This window comes from Zhongshania marina (assembly GCF_002915595.1).
In the GTDB taxonomy this organism is placed as follows: Bacteria; Pseudomonadota; Gammaproteobacteria; order Pseudomonadales; family Spongiibacteraceae; genus Spongiibacter; species Spongiibacter marinus_B.
The window spans coordinates 147,672-171,630 of sequence record NZ_PQGG01000040.1 but is presented as its reverse complement, the minus strand read 5'-3'; the positions used below and the strand labels follow the sequence as shown (position 1 = coordinate 171,630).

The following is a 23,959-nucleotide window of genomic DNA, read 5'->3' as shown; positions in this document are numbered from 1 at the left end:
TAAAAGAGAGCTTTATCGTGGATTTCCTATTACAGCCCGGTGGTCAAATACGTGGCACGGCCCGCGTTCCGGGAGATAAGTCAATTTCGCATCGCTCTATTATGCTGGGAGCGATTGCCGACGGTGTTACTACCGTAGACGGCTTTTTGGAAGGCGAGGATGCGCTGTCGACGCTTAATGCATTTCGGGCGATGGGTGTAGAAATTGAGGGCCCAGAAAATGGCCGCGTGCGTATTCACGGTGTTGGTCGCGATGGTTTGAAAGCGCCGCTGGGTGATGTGTATGTTGGAAATTCTGGCACCTCAATGCGCTTGCTTGCCGGTCTGTTGGCGGGGCAAAAGTTTGACGTGACGATGACCGGCGATGTGTCATTGAGTAAGCGTCCGATGGAGCGAGTTGCCAAGCCTTTGCGGGAAATGGGGGCGGTAGTAGAAACTGCTGAGGGTGGGCGTCCGCCATTAACACTGCGCGGTGGTCAATCATTAAAGGCAATTGATTATGTATTGCCAATGGCGAGTGCGCAGGTGAAATCCTGTGTTTTGTTGGCGGGTTTATATGCCGAAGGCGAAACCCGTACCACTGAGCCGGCACCAACCCGCGATCACAGCGAGCGCATGTTGCGCGGCTTTGGTTACGATGTTGAGGTCGATGGGCCAGTAGCTAAATTGCAGGGCGGCGGACGTTTGACGGCGGTGCATATAGATGTGCCGGCAGATATTTCTTCTGCAGCTTTCTTCATGGTGGCGGCGAGTATTACCCCGGATGCAGATTTAACTCTTGAGCACGTTGGCATCAATCCAACTCGCATTGGCGTGATCAATATTCTGCGTGCGATGGGTGGCGACATCACGGTATTTAATGAGCGCGAAGTGGGTGGTGAACCCGTTGCGGATATTCGTATTCGCCATGCTCAGCTCAAGGGTATTAATATTCCTGAAGATCAGGTGCCCTTGGCAATTGATGAATTCCCTGTGTTGTTTGTCGCTGCAGCCTGTGCGGAAGGGCAAACGGTCTTGAGCGGCGCGGAGGAGTTGCGGGTTAAAGAGAGTGACCGTATTCAAGTAATGGCTGATGGCCTGCAGGCGATGGGTATAGATGCTAAGCCGACAGAAGACGGCATTGTGATTCAAGGCGGGCAGATCACCGGAGCAACGGTAGAAAGTCATCACGATCACCGTATCGCCATGTCATTTGCGGTGGCGTCTTTACGCGCTACTGATCCAATTCGGGTGACGGGTTGCGATAACGTCGCGACTTCATTTCCAAACTTTGTAAGCTTGGCTGCAGGTCTAGGTATGAATATAGAGGTGCAGGCTTGAGCATGAGAGACGCGACACTAGCTGCTCCGGTTATTGCTATTGATGGTCCCAGCGGATCTGGAAAGGGCACCTTGTGTCAAAGCTTGGCACGACATTTAGGGTGGCATTTATTAGATAGCGGAGCCTTGTATCGCCTTGTTGGTATGGCGGCGGATAAACACGGTTGCGCCTTTGACGACGAAGCTGCAATCGCTGAATTGGCGGCTAATCTTGATGTCGAATTTGTCCCAGGTGCGGCGGGTGAGCCGACCCGGGTTCTGCTCGAAGGCGAGGATGTGAGTGCCGATTTACGCACAGAAATCACCGGTATGCTGGCTTCTAAAGTGGCGGTATTACCCGCTGTTCGCAGTGCTTTGTTAGGGCGGCAGCGCGATTTCGCCAAAGCGCCGGGTTTGGTTGCTGATGGCCGCGATATGGGAACCGTCGTTTTCACGACCGCGCCAGTTAAGATATTCCTCACCGCAAGTGCCGAGGAGCGTGCCGAGCGGCGCTATAATCAGTTGAAATCGCAGGGCGATGATGTTAACCTCGCGACCCTTTTAGGGGAGATACGCGCTCGCGATAAGCGAGATTCTGAGCGTGAACTCGCCCCTTTAAAGCCCGCAGACGACGCTGTGCAGATAGATAGCAGCGGATTGGGTATAGAAGAAGTGTTTAACCGAGTGTTGGCGGAAGTCAACGCTCGTCTTGTTAGTTTGTAAATTGAACTAACTAAAAACCGTCGCATGCAGCGCAAATACCAGCTGGCGTTGTATTGAGGCAATATGAATTGACCCGTGTAAGCTGGATATACGGCGATACGGTGGCGTTGCCACTATTTAATACTCAGGTAATGACTAATGAGCGAGAGCTTTGCTGATCTATTTGAAGAAAGTTTAAAAACCATTGATATGAAACCCGGTTCAATCGTAACCGGTGTTGTAATTGATTTTGATAGCGATTGGGTAACTGTACACGCAGGCCTGAAATCTGAAGGTGTTATTCCCCGCGAGCAGTTCCTAAGCGAAAGCGGCGAATTCACTCTGTCTATCGGCGACGAAGTGCAGGTTGCGCTTGAGTCTGTTGAAGACGGCTTCGGTGAAACCAAGCTATCACGTGAAAAAGCCAAGCGCGCTGAGGCGTGGACTACTCTTGAAGCAGCGTACGAAGCTGAAGAGACTGTTGTTGGTATTATCAATGGCAAGGTCAAAGGCGGTTTTACTGTCGATATCAACAGCATCCGTGCCTTCCTGCCCGGTTCTTTGGTAGATGTTCGTCCAGTTCGCGATACAGCGCACTTGGAAGGCAAAGAGCTTGAATTCAAAGTCATTAAGCTGGACCAAAAGCGCAACAACGTTGTTGTTTCGCGCCGCGCCGTTCTTGAGAGCGTAAACAGCGAAGAGCGCGAAGCGCTACTCGAATCTCTGCAAGAAGGTATGGTTGTTAAAGGTATCGTTAAGAACTTGACCGACTACGGTGCATTCGTAGATTTGGGTGGTATCGATGGCCTGTTGCACATCACTGATATGGCTTGGAAGCGCATTAAGCACCCAAGTGAAATCGTTGAAGTGGGTCATGAAATCGACGTACGTATTCTTAAGTTCGACCGTGAGCGCAACCGCGTTTCATTGGGTCTGAAGCAATTGGGTGAAGATCCATGGGTTGCTATCAAAGCCCGCTACCCAGAGAACTCACGCGTTAAAGCTAAGGTTACTAACCTGACTGATTACGGCTGTTTCGCTGAGATCGAAGAAGGCGTTGAAGGTTTGGTTCACGTTTCTGAAATGGACTGGACTAACAAAAACATTCACCCATCTAAAGTGGTTAATGTTGGCGACGAAGTAGAAGTGATGATTCTGGATATCGACGAAGAGCGTCGTCGTATTTCTCTAGGTATCAAACAGTGCCAGCAAAACCCGTGGGATGCTTTCGGTGGCCAATTCACCAAAGGCGACAAGATCAAAGGTGCTATCAAATCTATTACTGACTTCGGTATCTTCATTGGTCTAGATGGCAACATCGACGGTCTGGTTCACTTGTCTGACATTTCTTGGAACGAAACTGGCGAAGAAGCCGTACGTAAGTTCAAGAAGGGCGACGAGATCGAGACAGTTATTCTGTCTATCGACCCAGAGCGCGAGCGCATTTCTTTAGGCATCAAGCAGCTTGAAGACGACCCGTTCTCTAACTACGTTGCTGAAAACGACAAAGGCGCCATTGTTAATGGTGTTGTTAAAGAAGTCGATGCGAAAGCCGCTATTGTTGTGCTGAGCGAAGAAGTTGAAGGCGTGTTAAAAGCGTCTGAAATCAGCCGCGACAAAGTTGAAGACGCGCGTAACGTCTTAAAAGTGGGCGATGCTGTTGAAGTTAAGATCATCAGTGTAGATCGCAAAAACCGCGCAATGACCTTGTCTATTAAAGCCAAGGACGTTGATGACGAGAAAGAAGCTGTTAAGTCACTGCGTGAAAAAGAAGTCGAAACTGCTGCTCCAGCAACAATCGGCGACTTGATCAAGGCTCAGATGGAAAACAAAGACTAAGGTCTTTGATCTGAGTCGCAGGTTACGGGCATTTACTTGAGCTAAATGCTCGTAACTATCTGGCTTACATGCAAAAAAATGCTAAGCTAGGCTTGAGTGTTGGAAACAACGGGAACAAGCTATGACCAAGTCTGAATTAATTGAGTTGATTACTGAGCGTCAGCCGCAGCTGTCCCATAAGGACGTTGAGTTGGCGGTTAAAACTATGATCGAACATATGTCGACGGTTTTAGCCACGGGTGATCGTATTGAAATTCGAGGTTTTGGTAGTTTTTCTCTGCATTACCGAGAACCCCGCATGGGGCGTAACCCTAAAACAGGTGAAACTGTAGAGTTGCCCGGTAAATATGTGCCGCATTTTAAGCCCGGCAAAGAGTTGCGAGAGCGCGTAAATTTGAGCCTGCAGTCAGGCACTTAGCTCTGCACTACTAGCGTTATGATTAAAGAAACGGTATGGTCATTGGCCATGCCGTTTTTTTTTTGGAAAAAGGTTAGATGCGTCTGATCCGTTCAATTTTAGTACTACTGTTGCTGCTCCTTGTTCTTGCGCTTGGGCTGCTATTTACCATTCAGAATGATGTGCTAGTGCCGCTCAATGTACTGGTTGCTGAGCTTCCGGCACAGCGCTTGTCAACGTGGATTATATTGTCTTTTTTTCTTGGTGGTTTTGCTGGTTTGGCGGCGAGCACCGTCGTTATTTTACGATTGCAGGCTTCGCGTCTGCGTTTGCGCCGCTTATTAAGTAGTGAAAAATCCAAGCTTGAGCGCACTCAGCTTGTAAGTAGCTAATTTGGCATGAGCGCTGAGTTAATCCAATTTCTTTGTATTCTTGCAGCGGTTGCGAGTGGCTGGTTGATCGGCTATTTCTATCGTCCGAAATGGCGGCACGCAAAAAAAAATGATGACAATGCGAGCTCCTACTACAAAGGCCTAAACTACTTACTGAGTGAGCAAGCTGGTGCGGCCGTTATGACGGTGATTAATGAGCTGCCAGTAAATATTGAAACCCTGCCCACGCATTTGGCCTTAGGGAATTTAATGCGCAGCAAGGGTGAGGTGGATGGCGCAATTCGTATCCATCAAAATTTATTATCACGTCCGAGTTTACCAAGAGACAAGCTCTACCAAGTCCACCTTGAGTTGGCTAGAGACTATATTTCTGCGGGACTGTTAGATCGCGCCGAGCGCTTGCTGAGGGATGTTGTAGATGAGTCAGCAATATATCGCATGGACGCTTTGGAGCATCTGCAAAATATCTATCAGAGCGAAAAGGAGTGGGATCAGGCCATTGCGGTAGCGCGCTTGCGACTGCCACAGCGGAGCTGGCTCAAAAAGCAAACCGTGCTTACCGCAACTGAGCGGGCGGTCGAATGCTCCCTGAGCCATTATCACTGCGAGAAAGTGAAGCCTTTATTACTTGCAAGTGACGTTAAGGCGGCCTCAAAGGAACTGCAGTTGGCACGCAATTACGACGGTAATAATGTCCGGGCGTATTTGCTGTCGGCGGACTTAGCTATAAGTCAAAACAAGCCACAGCAGGCCTTGGATTTGCTGCACTCGGTAATAGATCGACAGCCTGCATTTGCTAGTGAAGTTGTTCCCATTTTCCGTAAGGCATTTCTTGGCTTTGCTAATCAGGCTGCTTATCTGGATGCACTTCAGCGAGCGGCGCAAAAAACATCTAGCACTGCGTTTAATATCGAGTGCGCACAGGTAATGGCCGAATGTAAGGGGCAGGAGTCGGCCCTGCAATTTTTGCATGAGGTGGCATTGCAGCGCCCGACCTTTGGTTTGCTGTCTGAGGTACTAAATAAGCCTGAAGGAGAGCGTAGGCAGAGTGGTGCCTTGGTAAGACAATTATTAGACCAGCTTAAAGCCGAGCGTCCCGTTTACCGGTGTCGGCATTGCGGATTTTCTGGGCAAAAACTGCACTGGTTGTGTCCCAGCTGTGAGCAGTGGGGTACCATTGCGCCCATCCGAGGAATACTAGGTGATTGATTTACGTTATGACTGAAAAATCTCCGCTAATTGTTGCGCTGGATTTTGCCGTGCGCGCTGAACTTGATGCTTTGCTGGAAAAACTAGACCCTTCGCTTTGCCGCGTAAAGGTCGGTAAAGAGTTGTTTACCTTGTACGGCCCAGATATTGTGCGGGACTTGCATAAACGTGGGTTTGACGTTTTTTTAGATTTAAAATTTCACGACATTCCCAACACCACCGCAGCCGCAGTGGCGGCCGCCGCTGATATGGGGGTGTGGATGGTAAATGTACATGCCTCGGGCGGTATGAAAATGATGACGGCGGCAAAAGCTGCTTTGCAAGCTTATGGCAAAGATGCACCGCTTTTGATTGGCGTAACGGTTCTTACGTCAATGCAAAGCGAAGAATTGGCGTCAATCGGTGTTGGCGGAGACGCGTTGGCGCAAGTGGGGCGCTTGGCGCGCTTGAGTGCAGAGAGTGGCTTGGACGGCGTAGTCTGTTCGGCCCGTGAAGTTTCGGTATTGCGTACGCTGATTCCAAAAGATTTTTTACTTGTGACACCTGGAATTCGGCCAGCGGGAAGCGAGCTTGGCGATCAGCAGCGGGTTGCGACGCCCAGTGATGCTATTGCGATGGGTAGTAATTATTTGGTGGTTGGGCGACCGATTACAAGAAGTGCGGATCCATTAGCGAGTTTGAAAGAGATTAACGCGTCACTTGGCTATTAGCGCTAGTAAATTTATTTATAAAAATAGGGGAGTTTGGTAATGGCGGTAATTGATGTATTTAATGGGGACGCGGACGGCCTGTGCGCCTTGGTGCAGTTGCGAAATGCGAGCCCGCAAGAGAGTACCTTGGTTACTGGCGTTAAACGCGATATCAATTTGCTAGACCGAGTATCAGCAAAATCTGGTGATCAAATTACCGTATTGGATGTGTCTTTAGATAAAAACCGCGATGCCTTGAATAGTGTGTTGGAGGCGGGTGCCGAGGTGGTGTATGTGGATCACCATTTTGCCGGCGATATTCCAGAGCATGACAAGCTAAGTGTAAATATCAATCCCGCAGCGGATGTTTGCACCAGCTTATTGGTAAACGGCATATTGAAAGGTCAATTCGCAGAGTGGGCTGTTGTGGGTGCATTCGGAGATAATCTTCGCAAGAGTGCGATGGCGGTGGCAAAGCCCTTGGGTTTAACCGCGGACGAACTGCAGCAGTTGGAAAATTTAGGCATATACCTTAACTACAATGGTTATGGCGTGAGTATAGAGGATTTACATTTTGATCCTGCTGAGCTTTATCGCCGTATTGCGCCCTTTGCTAGTCCGCGCCAGTTTATGAAAGAAGCGGCAGATACCTTTGCGCAATTGGAGGAGGGGTATAGCAATGATATGGGCGCGGCAGGTCAGTTGCCCGCAGTGCATGCCGACGAGCTTAGCGCTGTTTTTATTCTCCCAAATGAGCGCTGGGCGCGACGTGTGAGCGGTGTCTATAGCAACGATTTAGCAAATGATTTTCCTGATCGAGCTCATGCAGTTTTAACAGAAAAAAAAGATGGCAACTATCTAGTAAGTATTCGAGCGCCGCTTAATAATAAGCAGGGCGCAGACGAGTTTTGCCGGCAGTTTCCTACTGGTGGTGGACGAGCTGCGGCAGCGGGGATCAATGATTTACCCGTAACCAGTCTTAATGATTTTGTAGAGAAATTCCAAAAGTTCTATCGGAGCTTGTCGAGCTAATATGTTCACCCTTGATGCGTGGATTGCCCTGAGTGTCATCGCTGGTTGTTTGCTGGCTTTAATTTTTACACGGCGGCCACCGGATATGATTTTGTGTGGTGGTGTGGTGATTCTGTTGCTGGCAGGTGTTCTATCACCCAAGGAGGCCTTGGCGGGCATGGCCAATGAGGGGATGGTCACCGTTGGGGTGTTATTCATTGTTGCTCAGGCCTTGTCTGAGACTGGTGTTGTCAATTGGATATCGCTAAACGTGTTGGGACGGCCTAAATCGGTTCGCTTGGCGCAGTTTCGATTGATGGCGCCGGTGGCAATGTTCAGCTCCATATTAAATAACACCCCCGTTGTGGCGATGATGATCCCCGCTGTGCGGGATTGGGCAAAGCGCAATAATTTACCCGTTTCGCAGCTGATGATTCCCCTGAGCTATGCGGCGATTGTGGGGGGCACATGTACCTTGGTTGGTACCAGTACCAACCTAGTAGTAAACGGCATGATGATCGAGGCAATACCGGGGCAGGCCTTGGGTATGTTTGATATCGCCTGGGTTGGTTTGCCGTGTGTTGTCTTGGTTACCGCATTTACCATTATTACTAGTCGATATTTATTGCCGACCAGCAACGGCAAGGCAGAGCGTTTTGGCGATACGCGGCAATATATTGTTGAGATGCTCGTTGAGCCTGGCAGTCCAATGATTGGCCAATCTATCGAGGAAGCGGGTTTGCGGCAATTGCCGGCGATGTTCTTGATCGAAATTGTTCGTGACGAGCGTTTAATGACGGTGGTATCGCCAAAGGAAATTTTGATGGCGGGGGATCGACTTATTTTCGCAGGAGACGTGCGTTCAGTTGTTGATCTTAAAAACTTCCACGGTCTTCGCTTGGCGGAGGATCAGGCATTCAAATTAGATGCGAATAACTTATCGCGCTGCTTGGTTGAGGTGGTGATATCCCCTAATTTTCCACACTTGGGGCGATTAATTCGTGAAATGCGTTTCCGCAATAATTACGGTGCGGCGATCATTGCTGTTTCTCGTAATGGTGAGCATTTAAAGGGCAAAATCGGTGATTTAGAGCTAGAGCCGGGTGATACTCTGTTGCTAGAAGCTTACGAGGATTTTGTTCCCAATCAGCGCTACTCTCGCGATTTTCTGCTGGTTAGCGCCATAGAAAATTCGCGTCCAGTGCGTCATGAGCACCGTGGCCGTGCCGGTATTATCATGGTCGCTATGGTATTGGCTGTAGCTTTTGGCTGGCTATCAATGTTGAAAGCCGCGTTTTTGGCTGCGGGGCTGATGGTGGCTACACGCTGTATTCGAGCCGCTGATGCGCGCCGCAGTGTTGATTGGCAAATATTATTGGTGATAGCTGCTTCAATTGCCCTTGGCGGCTCTTTGGAGTCAACAGGGGCGGCCTCTGTTATTGCACAACAAATAATAGGCTTGGCTGTGGGTTCACCGATGGCGACATTGGCGGCCATTTTTATTGTTACCACCTTGTTCTCTGCGGTGATCTCAAACTTGGCGGCGGCGGTAATCGTCTTTCCGATTGCCTTGGCGGCAAGTCAGCAGCTTGATGTCAGTATGTTGCCGTTTGCGGTTACGTTAATGATGGCGGCGTCGGCTAGCTTTGCAACGCCTATCGGCTATCAAACCAACTTGATGGTTTATGGTCCTGGGGATTATCGGTTTAGCGATTTCTTTAAAATTGGCATACCGCTTACGATCATAGTCGGGGTTTCAACTGTGTTAATCGCACCAATAGTTTGGCCGTTTTAATTTATTTGCATTGACGCTCGGCGAGCTGTGACCACTGGTTGCGGCTCCTCAGCTCATCTTGATCAACAATAATAAGCTGTACGTTCTGGCTGCCAAAGCCGTAGGCTTTTAAAGAGTCGCAAACTTGCTCGGCATATTTCTTTTCATTGATTGTATTCTTGGCCACCGCAATTAGCAGTGTGTCGTGCTTTACCCAAATCGCATCGCTGCCGGGGAATTCTGCAGAGCCTTCTAGGGCGCGTTCGATTTTTTTATGAGCGTTGCTGAAATCTCTTGTTTGTCCGTAGCAGACACCGCTTAAAAGCAGTGTAAGAACGATTGCGCTGATTCTTAGCGTTACCCTCATAACATGGTTCCAGCAGTGTTTATATGTGTGGGTTTTGGGAGGTGTATGCAGTATAGCTTGAGTAAAGGTGTAAAGCGGCATTTTATATACTGACATAATTATTATAATCGCCATCATCCCCCCTGAATGGGGGGATGTGCTGACGCAGTAACTCCGTTAAATTTTTGCGCAGAGCTATCGTACTCATAATCAACATTTTATTGAGTCTTTTGATATTCGCTATGTTTCCCGTACATACTTAATATCGCTGCTCGCCATCTCATGGGTCGGCCACTGCGTCGGTGTATGAGGGGGCACAGGGATGTGCCACCTTCATCGTCCTTTCCAAACCTTAGATTTTACCTCTTACATTTTGTGGCTCACCTAGCTCGAATGAAATTTTCTCGCAAGATAGACGTTGATACCTACCCGAATAAATCATTTTAAAGCTGAGTTTTTAATGGCAGCTCGGTGGTGTTCTTTATTTCTGTGACAGCGATATGAGAATGAATTTCTCGAATCATCGGTAAACATAGCAGTCGGTCGCGCACAAAACTTTCGTAGTTGCGAATATCCTTCACAATAATTTTAAGCATGTAATCCCAAATCCCCGTCATGGTGTAGCACTCCATCACCTCGTCAAAGTTTTCAATTGACTGCTCAAATTCTTCTAAATTTTGGCGGCCCGAAGTGGTTAAGTTAATGGTTGCGAATACCACTAAATCCATTCCTAGAGCGTGGCGGTCTAGCAGCGCGACTTTTTTCTTGATAACGCCTTCCTGCTCAATGCGATTGATACGCCGCCAGCATGGCGATTGCGACATACCGACTAAGTCGGCAACGTCGCTAGACGATTTGCTGGCATCGGATTGCAGGACGCTGAGAATGCCAATGTCTTGCTTGCTTAGTTCTGCGCTCACTGTGGTCTCCATCTTGTTTGCAAACAGTATTCTCAGAATAGCTGCAATTACTCATTTATCAATATCGATAGGTCTTATTTATGCGTATTGAAATGTAAAATTGCATAAATATTTTAATAATGGTTGGTTTTTGGGTCTTATTAAAATAACTATAGCCAATATTAAGAGATAAGATTCATCCTAATGATGCTTCAATAATAACGGGATTCACGCCATGCCTCTTTCTGACAATGCTCTTAAGATCTCTTTAGAAGACAAATATATGTTGGACAGTAGCCGTGCCTATATGACCGGCATTGAGGCATTGGTGCGCCTGCCGATGTTGCAGCATCAGCGCGATTTGGAGCGTGGATTGAATACGGCGGGGTTTATCTCTGGCTACCGTGGTTCGCCGCTGGGTAATGTTGATCAGGCCATGTGGAGCGCCAAGAAATACCTCGAAAAACACCATATTCAATTTGTACCTGGGGTAAATGAAGATTTGGCTGCGACGGCTGTGCGCGGCAGTCAGGAGGTGGGCCTGTTCCCCAATGCTAAATACGACGGCGTATTTGGTATGTGGTACGGCAAGGGGCCGGGTGTTGATCGCAGTATGGATGTTATTAAGCACGCCAATGCGGTCGGCACCTCAAAGTTTGGCGGAGTATTGGCGGTGGCGGGTGATGACCACGCGGCTAAGTCATCTACCTTGCCCCATCAGTCTGAACATATGTTTATGGGGGCGTCTATTCCGGTACTGGCGCCGGCCAATGTGCAGGAAGTGTTGGACTTAGGCATTTACGGTTGGGAGTTGTCTCGCTACTCAGGTTGTTGGGTGGGATTAAAGGCCATTACTGAAAATATGGATTCGGCAATCTCAGCAGAAATTGACCCGCGCCGAGTCAATATTGTGCTGCCAGAGGACTTTGTGATGCCACCGGACGGCGTACATGCGCGCTGGCCAGACTCACCCTTGGCACAAGAGCTAAGGCTCAATAAATACAAAATTTATGCTGCGCGGGCTTTTGCGCGGGCGAATAATTTGAATCGCATTGTGATTGACAGTCCCAAGGCTCGTTTGGGAATTGTCACCAGTGGCAAGGCTTATCTCGATGTGCTGCAGGCCCTCGAAGACTTGGGTATTGATAAGCAGCAGGCCGCAGCTATTGGCTTGCGGGTTTACAAAGTTGGCATGCCTTGGCCGCTTGAGCCTTTAACAACCCATGAGTTTGCAGCGGGTTTGGAAGAAATACTGGTAGTTGAAGAAAAGCGTTCGGTGATTGAAGATCAGATTACAGGCCAACTCTATAACTGGCCGGTGGCCGACCGTCCGCGCGTTATTGGCGAGTTTGATGAGCAAGGTAAAGATCTTTTACCTAATCTAAGTGAACTCACGCCGGCGATGGTGGCGCGGGCTATTGCCGCGCGTATTCGCCGTTTCTATAAGAGTGACTACATTGAAAAACGCCTGCGGTTTTATGAGCAAAAAGAGCAATCTATTGCTAATAAACACGGTGTAATTAACCGCACCCCGCATTATTGTTCTGGTTGTCCGCACAACTCCTCGACTGTTGCACCTGAGGGCAGCGTGGTGCTCGGCGGTATCGGTTGTCATTATATGAGTACATGGATGCCTACGCGCCCAGCGACTACCTTTACCCAAATGGGCGGTGAAGGTGTAACGTGGGTGGGGCAGGCCGCGTTTACGGAGAATAAACACGTCTTTCAGAACTTGGGTGATGGCACATACTTTCACTCCGGTAGCTTGGCGATTCGTCAGGCCGTCGCGGCGGGTGTCAATATCACCTACAAAATTCTGTATAACGACGCGGTGGCGATGACGGGTGGCCAGCCGCTTGATGGTTCGCTAAGCGTTGAGCAACTTATTTTGCAATTGCGGGGCGAGGGGATTAAACGCATCGCCTTGGTGTCTGATCATCCCGAGAATTATTCTTGGCCACAAAAAGATGGTTTTACTATTAGCCATCGCGACGATTTGTTGGCTATTGAAAAGGAATTGCAAAACGTCACTGGTGCGTCGGTGCTGATCTATGAACAAACCTGTGCTGCAGAAAAACGTCGTCGCCGCAAAAAAGGCACAATGCTTGATCCTAATCGCCGTATTTTTATTAACGATGCTATCTGTGAAGGCTGTGGCGATTGCGGTAAGAAATCAAATTGCCTGTCCGTTTTACCTAAGGAAACAGAACTGGGGCGCAAACGCCAGATCGATCAAAGCGCTTGTAATAAGGACTATTCCTGTGTGAACGGCTTTTGTCCGAGCTTTGTCTCGGTTATCGGAGGCACGCCACGGAAAAATACTGCCGTCGCGACGGATGGCTTTGCAGAAATTCCACTGCCCAGTTTGCCAAGTATTACACGACCTTGGAATCTTGTTGTTACCGGTGTGGGTGGCACCGGCGTGCTAACCATTACCGCAGTATTGGGTATGGCGGCGCATATAGAGGGCAAGGGCTGCGCCACCATGAACCAGACTGGTTTGGCACAAAAATTCGGGCCGGTAGTGAGCCACTTGAGAGTCGCCAATAATCAAGACGATATTAATGCCGTAAGAATTCCCGCTGGTGATGCAGACCTGTTATTAGGTTGCGATTTAGTCGTGGCGGCCTCTGATGAGGCGATCGCCAAGGTCAATATTGAGCGCACCGTGGCGGTTGTCAATGATACCGAAATGACCACAGCGGAATTTATTTATAAGCGCGATGCAGAATTCCCCGCGGATACTATGAAGCAATTGATTGTCGACGAAGTGGGTGAAGGCAAAGTGAGTTTTGTGGATGCCACTGAATTAGCTAGCCATTTATTGGGTGACACTTTGGCGAGCAATTTTTTTATGTTGGGCTACGCATTTCAAAAAGGCTATGTGCCGATCAGTTACGACGCCATTGATAGAGCCATTGAGCTAAATGGCGTGGCGATAGACTTTAACAAACAGGCGTTTTTGTGGGGCCGTCGTGCAGCACACGATATCGACGCAGTTCGCCAAGCGGCGGGTGTAGAAGTTGAACATTGGTCACCATTGAGTGAGCTAGATGAGATTATTCAGTATCGCTATGACCATCTGTTGAAATACCAAGATAAAAATTATGCCGACAAGTATTTGGCAATGTTGAATAGGGTAAAAGCAAAGGAAGAAGAAATTTGCGGAGTGGCGGCTGAGCTAACGACGAGCTTTGCTAAATCGCTACATAAGCTCATGGCTTACAAAGACGAGTACGAAGTGGCGCGTCTGTACAGTGATGGCGACTTTGCTAAAAAGCTCAATGAGGCCTTTGAAGGCGATTATAAATTGCAGTTTCATATGGCGCCGCCGCTGATGGCTAAAATAGGTTCTGACGGCTTTCCTGTTAAGAGAACATTTTCGTCGTGGATGCTAAGCGCTTTTACCTTGCTTGCGAAATTAAAATCTCTTCGTGGAACGCGCTGGGATGTGTTTGCTTACTCCGCAGAGCGAAAGGCGGAGCGTGCCCTGCGTGATGAATTTATAGGCGATCTTGATGATGTACTGATCAAGTTGAATGAGAAAAATATTAATGTCGCCGTCGAGTTGTTTGCCTTAATTGATGATGTGCGCGGCTTCGGTCATGTAAAAGAGGCTGCTATAAATCAATATCGTCTGCGTCGCGAGCATCTTATCAAGCGTTTGAGTGGCGATGTTGTCCAACTTGTGGACGTTCACGACGCGGCGTAATAGTTAAAAGGGAGTGAGTAATGACGGTGTTTAACTCGCCTTATTTCGATGGCCACGAGCTCATCTCGTTTAAACACGACGAGCGCAGCGGTTTGCGCGCTATCGTAGCGGTACATAACTCAAATCTAGGGCCGGCCCTGGGCGGTTGTCGAATGTACCCCTATGCAAATGATGACGATGCGCTGAATGACGTGCTGCGTTTGTCGAGGGGAATGAGCTATAAATCTGCTTTGGCCGGCTTGCCCTTGGGCGGCGGCAAGGCGGTCATTATTGGTGATCCCAACAAAATAAAGTCCCGAGACTTGCTGTTAGCGATGGGCAGCTTTGTTGATGATTTAGCCGGGCGCTATATCACGGCGGAAGATTCAGGTACTACGGTAAGTGATTTAAAAATTATTGCAGAGCGTACTTCCTATGTGTCGGGTGTCATGGAGGGTGGTCGCTTTGGCGGTGATCCGTCGCCCTATACTGCACAGGGAGTATTTTACGGAATAAAAGCCGCCTTAAAATTTAAATGTGGCAGCGATTGTTTGTCTGGAGTTCGTGTTGCGGTGCAGGGCGCGGGCGCAGTGGGGCGGCACTTGATTGCTCTGCTGATTGGCGAAGGTGCTCAAGTCTTTGTCGCCGATGTGAATCCCCAAAATTCCGATTTGGCGCGTCAAGCTGGCGCTACGATAATTGGCTGTGACGAGGTGCTAGGTTTTAAGGCCGATGTACTTGCTCCCTGCGCAATGGGGGCGGCTATCAATTCAATTTCTGTAGAGAGTATTCAAGCGGGTATCGTCGCTGGTGCCGCAAATAATCAGCTAGCCAGCGATGCTCAGGGCGAGCGCTTATTGCAGCGGGGGATTTTATACGTCCCAGATTTTGTGATTAATGCTGGCGGTATTATTGATGTGTATTACCAGCGTGCAGAGGGGAGCTCTGCGAATACCTCGGCGCATATCGCAACAATTGCCGATACATTGCTAGAGGTATTTACCCGCTCTAGTGCGAGCAATATGTCTACCGAAAAAATTGCCGAGGGCTTGGCGGAAGAGAAATTTTTGTTCAAAAAACGCATTAAAGCGGCATAAGACGGCCCTTTCTTAATAGCATCTCTAAACCGTTAAATTTAATACGAATCGGTTTGTCTAAACATTGGCATCAGTATTTTGGGTGAAATCCACAGAGTGTGCTTTTATGGCTGCAGTTCTGCCCAAAAGCCGAGTATGCTGGTTTGAGTATCTGGGCCGATATGCTAGCTAAAAAAATTGATTAGCACGTGTCAAATTTGTGCAAGTTGGCCTGCCTATTGCTGCTGAGTGTCATAAGTATTGGGTATATTCGGGGCATAAGAGAGAAAAGAAATCGATTATGCGCTAACACATAGCGAGACTCTGATCGAGGTTGCTCTATTTTGGTGCGCTGCGATTGAGAGGAAAATAATTTCCAGCAAGGTGTTTTATAGATGACGAAAGGTGCAGACAAGGAATCTGGCGGTATCGATTGGAGTCAGTATCAAGCCGATGGTTTTTTCGATGAAATGATCACGCCCAAAGGAGGGGCTCGCCGCGCTAGTCAGCGCGTAGTAAAACATTTAGCGCAACTTAGTCGTGAAGAGTTAGAGAGCCGGCGGGTGGCGGCTGAAAGCACAGTGCGCGACATGGGTGTGAGTTTTACGGTGTATTCCGATGGTGAGAATATCGACCGCACATGGCCCTTCGACCTTATTCCGCGAGTGATTAGCGCCAAGGAGTGGGAGCAGACCGCCAGTGGGCTGATGCAAAGGGTGCGGGCGTTAAACCTGTTTATTAATGATGTATACCACGAGCAGAAGATTTTTAAAGACGGCGTGGTACCGGAATACCTGATTAAGGATTCTAAAAATTTTCGTCCGGAGTGTGTGGGTATTAATCCACCGAAAGGTGTGTGGGCGCATATATGCGGTTGTGATTTGGTACGTGATGCTGACGGCAAATTTTATGTTTTAGAAGATAATTTGCGGGTTCCCTCAGGTGTCGCCTATATGCTGGAAAACCGCGAGATCAGCAAGCGCGTATTGCCAGAGTTATTTGAGACTAACAATATCCTCCCCGTCGATGATTACCCCGCCAAGCTATTTAATATGTTGGCCTCGGTGTCGCCGCGTAAGGTGCGCCAACCAGAGATTGTCATTCTCACGCCGGGTATTTATAACTCGGCTTATTTTGAGCACGCCTATTTGGCCCAGCAGTTGGGGGTTGAGTTGGTGGAGGGTAGCGACTTATTTGTCGATACCGATGACTGCGTGTACATGAAAACCATTTCCGGTCTTGAGCGGGTTGATGTCGTTTATCGGCGGATAGATGACTTGTTCCTAGATCCGGAAGCCTTTCATCCCGACTCGATTTTAGGGGTGCCGGGGATCATGCGCGCTTGGCAGGCGGGTAATGTGACCTTGGTAAATGCCCCCGGTGCCGGTGTGGCAGATGACAAAGTGGTCTACGCCTATGTGCCGAAAATGATCGAATACTATTTGGGCGAAAAAGCGATTCTGCCCAATGTCGAAACCTATCTTTGCGACGATCCAGAGCAGCTTAAATACGTTGTAGAAAATATCGAAAAATTGGTGGTTAAGCCCGCCAATGAATCGGGCGGTTACGGCATGATGGTCGGCCCCCATGCCACCAAAAAAGATCATGAAGAATTTCGTAAATTAGTTCAGGAAAATCCCCGCAATTATATCGCCCAGCCTACACTGATGCTTTCTACCGCACCGGTGGTCACCGGGCCAGGAGAGGCCGAACCGCGACATTTAGATTTGCGACCCTTTGTTTTACAGGGCACAGACTTGGCGGTAACGACAGGTGGTTTAACACGGGTAGCCTTGAAAAAAGGCTCGCTTGTCGTTAATTCGTCACAGGGTGGTGGTAGTAAAGATACCTGGATTATCGCGGAAGGGGGCGCAAAATAATGATGCTATCTCGAGTTGCAGAGCGAGTGTATTGGTTTGCGCGCTACTTAGAGCGTGTTGAAAGTATGGCCCGCCTGATTCAGGTTTATACTGGGCTATTATTCGACCTCCCACGGGATACCGGCATTAGCTGGCATAACTTGGTCATTGCCAGCGGCAGTCACGGGGAATATAACCGGCGTTTTACCGTTCAGGACGAAAAGCGGGTCGTGAAGTTTTTATTAGAGGATCTTAGCAACCCAAGTTCGCTGGCTTCGTCACTGCGTATGGTGCGGGAAAATATTCGCACCACCAGAGACATAGTGCCGCAGGAGAGCTGGGAGCTGGTGAACGAGTTCCAGATTTTTGTCTCAGAAAATATCACCCAAGGTGTTAATCGCCGATACCGCCATGAGTTTCTAGAGGACATTATTAAAACCTGTCAGCAGATCAATGGCCTAATCGCCGATACTATGCGTCGCGATGCGGCATGGCATTTTTTGAATATGGGGCGCAGCTTAGAGCGGGCCGATATGACCCTCCGGATTTTGGAGGCAGGTGCGAGTATGTCTAGCGACTTTATTGAAAATGACACCAACCACGTTTTAGATGCGGTGTGGGGGAGTGTGCTTGGCACCTTGAATGCCACCATGCCTTACCGGCGAACAATGAAGGTGGCGATTAACGGTGACGATGCCGCACGCTTTTTACTGGAAGACACGCTATTCCCACGCTCCGTGAGTTGCGGTTTGTTACGGATGCAAGATTCCGCCAAGCAGTTGCCGTCTAATGAAAACGTTGTGGCTTGTTTGGACAGTTTTTTGAAAACGGTTACCAAGGGCAGTGATTACAGCGATGTATCGGTGGGTTTTCCCAGCTATCTCACCGAGCTGGAAAAAAACTCACTGGTGATTCACAAAGCCATTCAGGGGACATGGTTTCAGCCAGCATAATTAGTGTTAGTAGGTAAATCTAGCAGCCGCATGGGTTTGCCCAGATTAGGGACTTACGGTAGTCTTCTCCATCGTGATTTGCTGTTGGTGGCGGTCGCGATTCCAGCACCAACATGGTGCAAGATCGTGGTGTTTACGGTTTGGGAATCGCGGATGTGACCGTAGTGATATTCCTTTAATTCTGGGTATTTCTTTTACTCGACGCACGCTTTTGGCGCCACATCCATGTTAACTGAACGCTTTGTTTATAAACCGCAGCATGACCAATACGACGAGGTCATCGGAGCCGATGGCAATGTTCGCGAACATTGGCATTATCCTATGCGGGTACTTAATGCTATGGGTATGGATGCCCTCCTTGAACGGCAGCGCACCGCCAAGCGTATTCTTCGCGACGACGGCGCTAGCTACAGCCCCGGGGACCAGCTCAATGTTAGTCACACCTGGAGCTTAGATTTACTCCCCATGATCCTGTCGAGTCAGGAGTGGGAGTCTATAGAAAATGCCCTTCGCGAACGCTCTGAGCTTCTCAATTTAATCCTGAGTGATCTTTACGGTGAGCGCACGCTCATCCATAACAAAGTCATCCCACCGGCGGCTATTTTTAGTCACCCAGGTTTTCTGCGGGCCTGCGACGGCATTCGCTTGCCGGGCGAACATCAGCTGATATTTCACGCCGCAGATTTGGTGCGCTCGGCCAGTGGCGAGTGGTTGGTCATTGGCGACAGAACCCAAGCGCCATCGGGAACAGGCTACGCCCTAGAGAACAGAACTGTATTGCGGCGGGTGATGCCCAGCTTATTCCGCGACGCCCACGTTCACCGCCTGTCTAATTTCTTTTTGCAGTGGCGCCGTAAATTAGCGGAGCTTAGCCCGACCAAAGACGCGCCATTGGTGGTTTACCTCACGCAGGGTGCGTTCAAGGAAAACTCCTTTGAAGACGCTTATCTCGCGAACTACTTGGGCTATCCCTTGGTACAGGGTCGGGATTTAACTGTTCGCAAAGGCGCTCTATGGTTAAAGTCGCTAGACGGTCTGCGCAAAGTTGACGTGGTGCTTCGCAGAATAGATGACAGCGTAGCCGACCCCGTGGTGTCGCGGCAGAGTTTTGGGCAGGGTGTGCCGGGCTTAACTGAAGTGGCCCGCGCCGGTGGTGTTATTATCGCCAACCCTCTCGGCAGCGGCATATTAGAAAGCCCAGTACTGGCTAAATACATGCCGGCAATTGCCCGCCATTTTCTTGGTCGCGACTTGCGGCTAAGTTCGGTACCAACCTGGTGGTGCGGCGATGCAACTGATTTAGAGTATGTTAAGGCCCATTTCGACGACCTACTGATTCGTCATACCTGCCGAGTGCCAGGGCGTCACAGCCAGTTTGTAGCGGAGCTAAATCCCCAAGAGCGCGCAGACTTGTTGGCAAAGGTCTTGGCAAACCCCATCGATTATGTGGCGCAAAGTGCCGTGCGTCCTTCGCAAACACCGGCTTTAGATGGCAAGGTCTTTAGCAGTCGCCCCTTGGTAATGCGTGGCTTTACCGTTGCCAGCGGCAGCTCATATAGTGTTATGCCCGGTGGGCTTACCCATATTGGCACTCACACCGACACCCAGCATATTGTTAGCCAGTACAGCGGCGGTAGCAAAGACACGTGGATTTTGGCGTCTGAGCCAGAAATAGAAGACAGCGTATTCGAGCCTGAAAAATTAGCGCGCCAAAAAATGGATCGCAATTTCAGCTTGCCAAGCCGTGTTATCGACAATTTATTTTGGTTTGGTCGTTACGCGGAGCGGGCGGAATCAGGTTTGCGTTTGGTTCGAACCGTTTTTGAAGAACTCAATAGTATTGAGCCCCTGTCGCCAGAAAACCGCCGCGTACTGCTGTGCTCAGTTACCAAGGTCACCGGCACCTTTCCAGGCTTTACCGCGAAAGATGCGGATTTTGAAACTCCTGAGCATGAGCTGCTCGACATAGTTTCAAACCGCTCAAGACCTGGCAGTATTGCCCATTGCCTAGAAGCGATTCTGCATTCCGCCGATGGTGTAAAAGAGCTGCTGTCAAATGACATGCTGCGCTTGGTAAACGATATTCGCGACGGCATGGAGTATCTGAATAAAAATCTTGAAAGTAGTTTGCAGGCCGCGCCAGAGGAATTACTCGACCCATTGATTACCAGCTTGTTAGCGCTCTGTGGTTTAAGCCAAGAAAGCATGGTGCGTAGCCGCGCTTGGCGGTTTATGGAGATGGGCCGACGCTTAGAGCGCGCGCAACAAACTGTTGAACTACTAAGTCATGTCTTAGTTAACGACAAGGGTGATAGTCAGGGCGTTCCGCTATTAAAGCCGGTGTTGGCGAGCTTGGAATCGCGCATCGTTTACAAGCGCTATTACCGGAGTGGCTACCGCTTAGACAAGGGTATGGAGCTGCTTTTGTTTGATCGTCAAAACCCGCGTTCGCTGATGTTTCAGCTCGAAAGTTTACGCAATCATTTAGAAGACGTTGAAGGTGCGAACAAGAGTATTCAGCTGAGCGATGATATGCGTTGTATTTTACGTGCAACAAATAATCTATTACTCACGCCGCTGGAAGAGATTGCCAAACGCGACGAGAAAACCGGCAACCATTTAAAGTTGGGCGCATTACTTGACCAGTTAGACGCTGACCTGAAGGCGGCATCCCAAGCTTTGGCAGATCGCTATTTCGATCACGCTATGGGGCCGCAACCCGTTGAAATGAGTGGCAGAGGTGTTTCATGAAATATCGGGTAAGGCATTCAACCCGCTACGAATATGCCGATCAGGTGAATCAGGGATATAACGTCGCGTACTTAATTCCCCGCGAATGTAATGGGCAACGGGTAAATTATAGTGATATTCGTATCATTCCTGCACCGACGAGTAGAATTAAGCGCGTTGATTATTTTGGCAATGTAGTCTGCCATTTTACGGTAGAGCGACCGCACCAATCCTTAGAGGTTATTGTGGACAGCGAGGTTGAAATCGCGCCATCTGAGCCGCGCCTACTAGGCGGCGGAATCACCTGCGCAGAAGTGTTAGCAGCTTTAAAATCTGGTAGTGAATTAGAAGACATGTCGGCGACAGAGTTTTCCTTTAACTCACCGATGATTGCCACCAGCCCTCAGCTAGCTGATTTTGGTCGCGACCTATTCCGTCCCGAAAGGTCTTTTTTAGAGGCGGTGGGGGAATTAAATTCCCGTATTTTTAAGGATTTTAAATACGATCCTGGCTTTTCAACGGTCGCAACCCCCTTAGTTGATGTACTAAAAAACCGTCGTGGCGTGTGCCAAGATTTTGCCCACTTGGCCATTGGCGTAATGCGTAGTCTTGGCTTTGCTGCCCGCTATGTAAGTGGTTATCTGGAAACATTGCCACCACCAGGCCAGGTTAAAATGCAGGGGGCAGATGCCTCACATGCTTGGTTTGCGGTTTATATTCCGGGGGATGACTGGCAGGATTTTGACCCTACCAACGACGTCATGCCCGCAGATCAACACATAACAACTGCCTGGGGGCGCGACTATTCAGATGTGACTCCCCTAAAAGGCGTGGTGTTTGGCGGAGGAGGAAAGCAGATCTTGTCTGTAGCGGTAGACGTTGCAAGAGTTGAACTGGGCAATGCCATTGGATTTAACACCGTAGCGCCGGCTCCCAGCCAAACCCAGAGTCAGTCGCAGACCTAGTCAGGCGAACTATATGGGCAGCGCTGATTTTATTTAAAATACTGTCTGTTGATTCATTCGTAACGTGCATCTGGCCGGACACCAAGTAAGTTATCAGGCGGTGTTTTACATCATTAAAGCACTTGAACTGTAGCTATCTAAAAGCTACTACCTGCTTGTCTTTTGTCTCTACCATGAAAGACGGGCGGCTACACAAGTCTCGTCAGCATGTAGAGAAAATGACCAGCCATTTCGTTCACACAGCCTTTGCACTATGCCCAAACCTAGGCCATATCCGTTTGGCGGAGACTCCTCGGGTTGTGTGCGTTGCGCATCAGTTTCACTGCGTACCTGATTGGTGACGAATAGCTCGTGTTCTTTGATGTGAATCGTGATTGGTCTCTGCCCGTCGAGCGTGTGCTCGAATGCATTTCGTACCAGATTATTGACCGCGATAGAAAAAGCCTGCTGATGTCCGCAGACTTTGGGATTGGCAAGTTGGTCGATATCAACATCGACCAACTTGCTGTTCAATAGGTAGCGTTGCTGATCTATCGCCTTGCTTACCAGTGGCATCACCAAAAACTGCTCATCATATAATCCGTCGTCGGTTTCGCGAGCGAGGGCCAAGAACATTTCTATTGTGGTTTTCATGTCGAGCGTGGCACGCCTTACTCGATTTAGTGCCTTCACATCAGTCGCTGACAGTTCGCTTTGCTCTAACAGTTCAAGTGCGCCGGTTATTACTGTGATTGGCGTGCGCAACTCATGACTGGCTGAATCGGTAAAGTATCGCTCCCTTGCAACGAATGCGCTGATACGCTCAAGCGTCGTTTCAATGGTTCTAGCAAGCACGCCAACCTCATCATCACCGAACCTGCTAGATTGTATACGCTTATAATCGTCGGCAGAGAGTTGTTGCGGATCTATATCTGCAACTACTTTGGCAAGTTGCGCGACTGGGGCGATAGCTTTACGCATCACAATAATTCCCAGTGCGAAACCCAGCACACCGAGAGTAACGACGATACCGATAATAAGTAGTAGCCACCACCAATCCTCTGATGACTCAGCCTCAATCCCAGCAACGTTGAAAACCACAAATGCGTTTTGCTGTTCAATGTCAGTCGCCGGATTTCCGTTGTCGACAGAAAGCACCGCGACATGTAACTCATCGGCATGGAATTCGTACAATCCCTCGTCGGGGTTTGTTTGCGCCCACTCCTTGAGTGATGCCGGCAGGCTAGCAGCATCATCGTATCCGCGTAGATTTGTCGGCAAAAAAGGGTAGCTTTCGGCGGCACGTTGTAACTGATTCACTAACACACGATCTTCGCTTAATCTGATTGCCGCGAAGAACGCGAATCCCCAGGCTATGCTAAGTACTGCTACACATATAGTAAATGCAATGGCGACACGCGTACGCAAACTGTGCCGGTACATTACTTAACATCCTCTGCAATTCGGTAGCCGATGCGATGTACGGTATGAACTAAGGGGTTATCAAAAGGCCTATCGATAGCTTGTCGCAGCTTGTATAAGTGTGAGCGAAGTGCGTCACCATCTGGGCGTTCGTCTGCCCATAGCAAAGTTTCGAGATCATCACGAGACACAACAGACGGCGCAACTTCCATTAATCGTTGCAGCAGTTTCATACAAGCGGGGTTGAGGTCGACGCGCTGTCCCGCGCGATGGACTTGTAGTGTGGAACGGTTCAGGGTCAGGTCACCAACAGTTAACAGCTCGTCGGTTTTTCCGCGACTGCGTTTGTAAAGGGCCTGTAATCGCACATGCAGTTCCTGTAATGCGAATGGTTTGACCAAATAATCATCGGCGCCTGCCTCGAACCCCTTAAGTTTATCGTCAAGTGTGTCCCTCGCCGTTAGCATAAGAACAGGTGTTTCTATTTTGGCATCCGTTCGCAGCTTTTTGCAGAAATTCAAGCCACTCATCCCTGGCAGCATTAGATCCAGCACGATCACGTCGAATGGATTCGTTAACGCCAAATGCATCGCACTGATACCGTCATAGGCAAAATCGAGTATATAGCTATGCTTTTCGAGATATGCCGCAATATTTTCACAAATATCGCGGTTGTCTTCGACAATCAAGGCTCTAATCGGCGCTGTAGCAAACGCATGTGCCATGCGC

At 49.2% G+C, this 23,959-nt stretch carries 19 protein-coding genes; 15 read left to right on the top strand and 4 right to left on the bottom strand.

Annotated elements, in window-relative coordinates:
• Positions 1-17 precede the first annotated feature (17 nt).
• The 9 genes from aroA (at position 18) to C0068_RS17490 (ending at position 9,331) form a co-directional block, all read left to right on the top strand.
• On the top strand, positions 18-1,319 hold the full coding sequence (gene aroA / locus C0068_RS19725) for a 3-phosphoshikimate 1-carboxyvinyltransferase (RefSeq protein ID WP_233208856.1): 1,302 nt from the start codon (positions 18-20) through the stop codon (positions 1,317-1,319).
• Positions 1,320-1,321: 2 nt separating this feature from the next.
• A complete protein-coding gene (gene cmk, locus C0068_RS17525; RefSeq protein WP_103685777.1) occupies positions 1,322-2,020 on the top strand; it encodes a (d)CMP kinase in 699 nt (232 codons plus the stop codon).
• Between the two features lie 138 nt (positions 2,021-2,158).
• Positions 2,159-3,838, top strand: coding sequence for a 30S ribosomal protein S1 (gene rpsA, locus C0068_RS17520; protein ID WP_103685776.1), 1,680 nt, complete (start codon positions 2,159-2,161; stop codon positions 3,836-3,838).
• Positions 3,839-3,959: 121 nt separating this feature from the next.
• On the top strand, positions 3,960-4,256 hold the full coding sequence (gene ihfB, locus C0068_RS17515) for an integration host factor subunit beta (RefSeq protein ID WP_103685775.1): 297 nt from the start codon (positions 3,960-3,962) through the stop codon (positions 4,254-4,256).
• A 77-nt stretch (positions 4,257-4,333) separates the two neighbouring features.
• Positions 4,334-4,627 (top strand): lipopolysaccharide assembly protein LapA domain-containing protein, encoded by a 294-nt coding sequence (locus tag C0068_RS17510; RefSeq protein ID WP_103685774.1) that lies wholly within the window; start codon positions 4,334-4,336, stop codon positions 4,625-4,627.
• Between the two features lie 6 nt (positions 4,628-4,633).
• On the top strand, positions 4,634-5,836 hold the full coding sequence (locus C0068_RS17505; RefSeq protein ID WP_103685773.1) for a lipopolysaccharide assembly protein LapB: 1,203 nt from the start codon (positions 4,634-4,636) through the stop codon (positions 5,834-5,836).
• Positions 5,837-5,844: 8 nt separating this feature from the next.
• Positions 5,845-6,546, top strand: a complete 702-nt coding sequence (pyrF, locus tag C0068_RS17500) for an orotidine-5'-phosphate decarboxylase (RefSeq protein WP_103685772.1) — start codon at positions 5,845-5,847, stop codon at positions 6,544-6,546.
• A 39-nt stretch (positions 6,547-6,585) separates the two neighbouring features.
• The gene (locus tag C0068_RS17495; RefSeq protein WP_103685771.1) at positions 6,586-7,557 is read left to right on the top strand and encodes a DHH family phosphoesterase; all 972 of its coding nucleotides are present in this window, start codon (positions 6,586-6,588) and stop codon (positions 7,555-7,557) included.
• Between the two features lies 1 nt (position 7,558).
• The gene (locus tag C0068_RS17490; RefSeq protein WP_103685770.1) at positions 7,559-9,331 is read left to right on the top strand and encodes an SLC13 family permease; all 1,773 of its coding nucleotides are present in this window, start codon (positions 7,559-7,561) and stop codon (positions 9,329-9,331) included.
• A 1-nt stretch (position 9,332) separates the two neighbouring features.
• On the opposite strand, the gene C0068_RS17485 is transcribed toward C0068_RS17490, so the two are convergent.
• Positions 9,333-9,677 (bottom strand): hypothetical protein, encoded by a 345-nt coding sequence (locus C0068_RS17485; protein ID WP_146047921.1) that lies wholly within the window; start codon positions 9,675-9,677, stop codon positions 9,333-9,335.
• 422 nt (positions 9,678-10,099) lie between these two features.
• Positions 10,100-10,576: an Lrp/AsnC family transcriptional regulator gene (locus tag C0068_RS17480; protein ID WP_199176218.1), complete on the bottom strand. Its 477-nt coding sequence runs from the start codon at positions 10,574-10,576 to the stop codon at positions 10,100-10,102.
• 214 nt (positions 10,577-10,790) lie between these two features.
• Between C0068_RS17480 and C0068_RS17475 the strand changes: the two genes are divergently transcribed.
• From C0068_RS17475 to C0068_RS17450, 6 genes are all read left to right on the top strand, one after another.
• On the top strand, positions 10,791-14,267 hold the full coding sequence (locus C0068_RS17475; RefSeq protein WP_103685767.1) for an indolepyruvate ferredoxin oxidoreductase family protein: 3,477 nt from the start codon (positions 10,791-10,793) through the stop codon (positions 14,265-14,267).
• A 20-nt stretch (positions 14,268-14,287) separates the two neighbouring features.
• On the top strand, positions 14,288-15,343 hold the full coding sequence (locus C0068_RS17470) for a Glu/Leu/Phe/Val family dehydrogenase (RefSeq protein WP_103685766.1): 1,056 nt from the start codon (positions 14,288-14,290) through the stop codon (positions 15,341-15,343).
• Positions 15,344-15,717: 374 nt separating this feature from the next.
• The gene (locus C0068_RS17465; RefSeq protein ID WP_103685765.1) at positions 15,718-17,202 is read left to right on the top strand and encodes a circularly permuted type 2 ATP-grasp protein; all 1,485 of its coding nucleotides are present in this window, start codon (positions 15,718-15,720) and stop codon (positions 17,200-17,202) included.
• Positions 17,202-18,134 (top strand): alpha-E domain-containing protein, encoded by a 933-nt coding sequence (locus C0068_RS17460; protein ID WP_103685764.1) that lies wholly within the window; start codon positions 17,202-17,204, stop codon positions 18,132-18,134. The genes C0068_RS17465 and C0068_RS17460 overlap by 1 nt, the downstream gene beginning before the upstream one ends.
• Before the next feature lie 225 nt (positions 18,135-18,359).
• Entirely contained in the window at positions 18,360-20,885 is a 2,526-nt protein-coding gene (locus C0068_RS17455) for a circularly permuted type 2 ATP-grasp protein (protein ID WP_103685763.1), read from the top strand.
• Positions 20,882-21,829 (top strand): transglutaminase family protein, encoded by a 948-nt coding sequence (locus tag C0068_RS17450; RefSeq protein ID WP_103685762.1) that lies wholly within the window; start codon positions 20,882-20,884, stop codon positions 21,827-21,829. The genes C0068_RS17455 and C0068_RS17450 overlap by 4 nt, the downstream gene beginning before the upstream one ends.
• Positions 21,830-21,997: 168 nt before the next feature.
• On the opposite strand, the gene C0068_RS17445 is transcribed toward C0068_RS17450, so the two are convergent.
• Entirely contained in the window at positions 21,998-23,128 is a 1,131-nt protein-coding gene (locus C0068_RS17445; RefSeq protein ID WP_199176217.1) for a sensor histidine kinase, read from the bottom strand.
• 122 nt (positions 23,129-23,250) lie between these two features.
• Complete coding sequence (locus C0068_RS17440) at positions 23,251-23,955, bottom strand: response regulator transcription factor (protein WP_103685760.1); 705 nt, start codon at positions 23,953-23,955, stop codon at positions 23,251-23,253.
• Positions 23,956-23,959 lie beyond the last annotated feature (4 nt).

Excerpts from the sequence above, each read along its gene's own strand:
- C0068_RS17495 (WP_103685771.1), top strand. The coding sequence starts at position 6,586 with ATGGCGGTAATTGATGTATTTAATGGGGACGCGGACGGCCTGTGCGCC.
- C0068_RS17485 (WP_146047921.1), bottom strand. The coding sequence starts at position 9,677 with ATGAGGGTAACGCTAAGAATCAGCGCAATCGTTCTTACACTGCTTTTA.
- C0068_RS17475 (WP_103685767.1), top strand. The coding sequence starts at position 10,791 with ATGCCTCTTTCTGACAATGCTCTTAAGATCTCTTTAGAAGACAAATAT.
- C0068_RS17440 (WP_103685760.1), bottom strand. The coding sequence starts at position 23,955 with ATGGCACATGCGTTTGCTACAGCGCCGATTAGAGCCTTGATTGTCGAA.
- rpsA (WP_103685776.1), top strand. The coding sequence starts at position 2,159 with ATGAGCGAGAGCTTTGCTGATCTATTTGAAGAAAGTTTAAAAACCATT.
- cmk (WP_103685777.1), top strand. The coding sequence starts at position 1,322 with ATGAGAGACGCGACACTAGCTGCTCCGGTTATTGCTATTGATGGTCCC.
- C0068_RS17470 (WP_103685766.1), top strand. The coding sequence starts at position 14,288 with ATGACGGTGTTTAACTCGCCTTATTTCGATGGCCACGAGCTCATCTCG.
- pyrF (WP_103685772.1), top strand. The coding sequence starts at position 5,845 with ATGACTGAAAAATCTCCGCTAATTGTTGCGCTGGATTTTGCCGTGCGC.
- C0068_RS17460 (WP_103685764.1), top strand. The coding sequence starts at position 17,202 with ATGATGCTATCTCGAGTTGCAGAGCGAGTGTATTGGTTTGCGCGCTAC.
- C0068_RS17455 (WP_103685763.1), top strand. The coding sequence starts at position 18,360 with ATGTTAACTGAACGCTTTGTTTATAAACCGCAGCATGACCAATACGAC.
- C0068_RS17510 (WP_103685774.1), top strand. The coding sequence starts at position 4,334 with ATGCGTCTGATCCGTTCAATTTTAGTACTACTGTTGCTGCTCCTTGTT.
- C0068_RS17465 (WP_103685765.1), top strand. The coding sequence starts at position 15,718 with ATGACGAAAGGTGCAGACAAGGAATCTGGCGGTATCGATTGGAGTCAG.
- C0068_RS17490 (WP_103685770.1), top strand. The coding sequence starts at position 7,559 with ATGTTCACCCTTGATGCGTGGATTGCCCTGAGTGTCATCGCTGGTTGT.
- ihfB (WP_103685775.1), top strand. The coding sequence starts at position 3,960 with ATGACCAAGTCTGAATTAATTGAGTTGATTACTGAGCGTCAGCCGCAG.
- C0068_RS17450 (WP_103685762.1), top strand. The coding sequence starts at position 20,882 with ATGAAATATCGGGTAAGGCATTCAACCCGCTACGAATATGCCGATCAG.
- C0068_RS17505 (WP_103685773.1), top strand. The coding sequence starts at position 4,634 with ATGAGCGCTGAGTTAATCCAATTTCTTTGTATTCTTGCAGCGGTTGCG.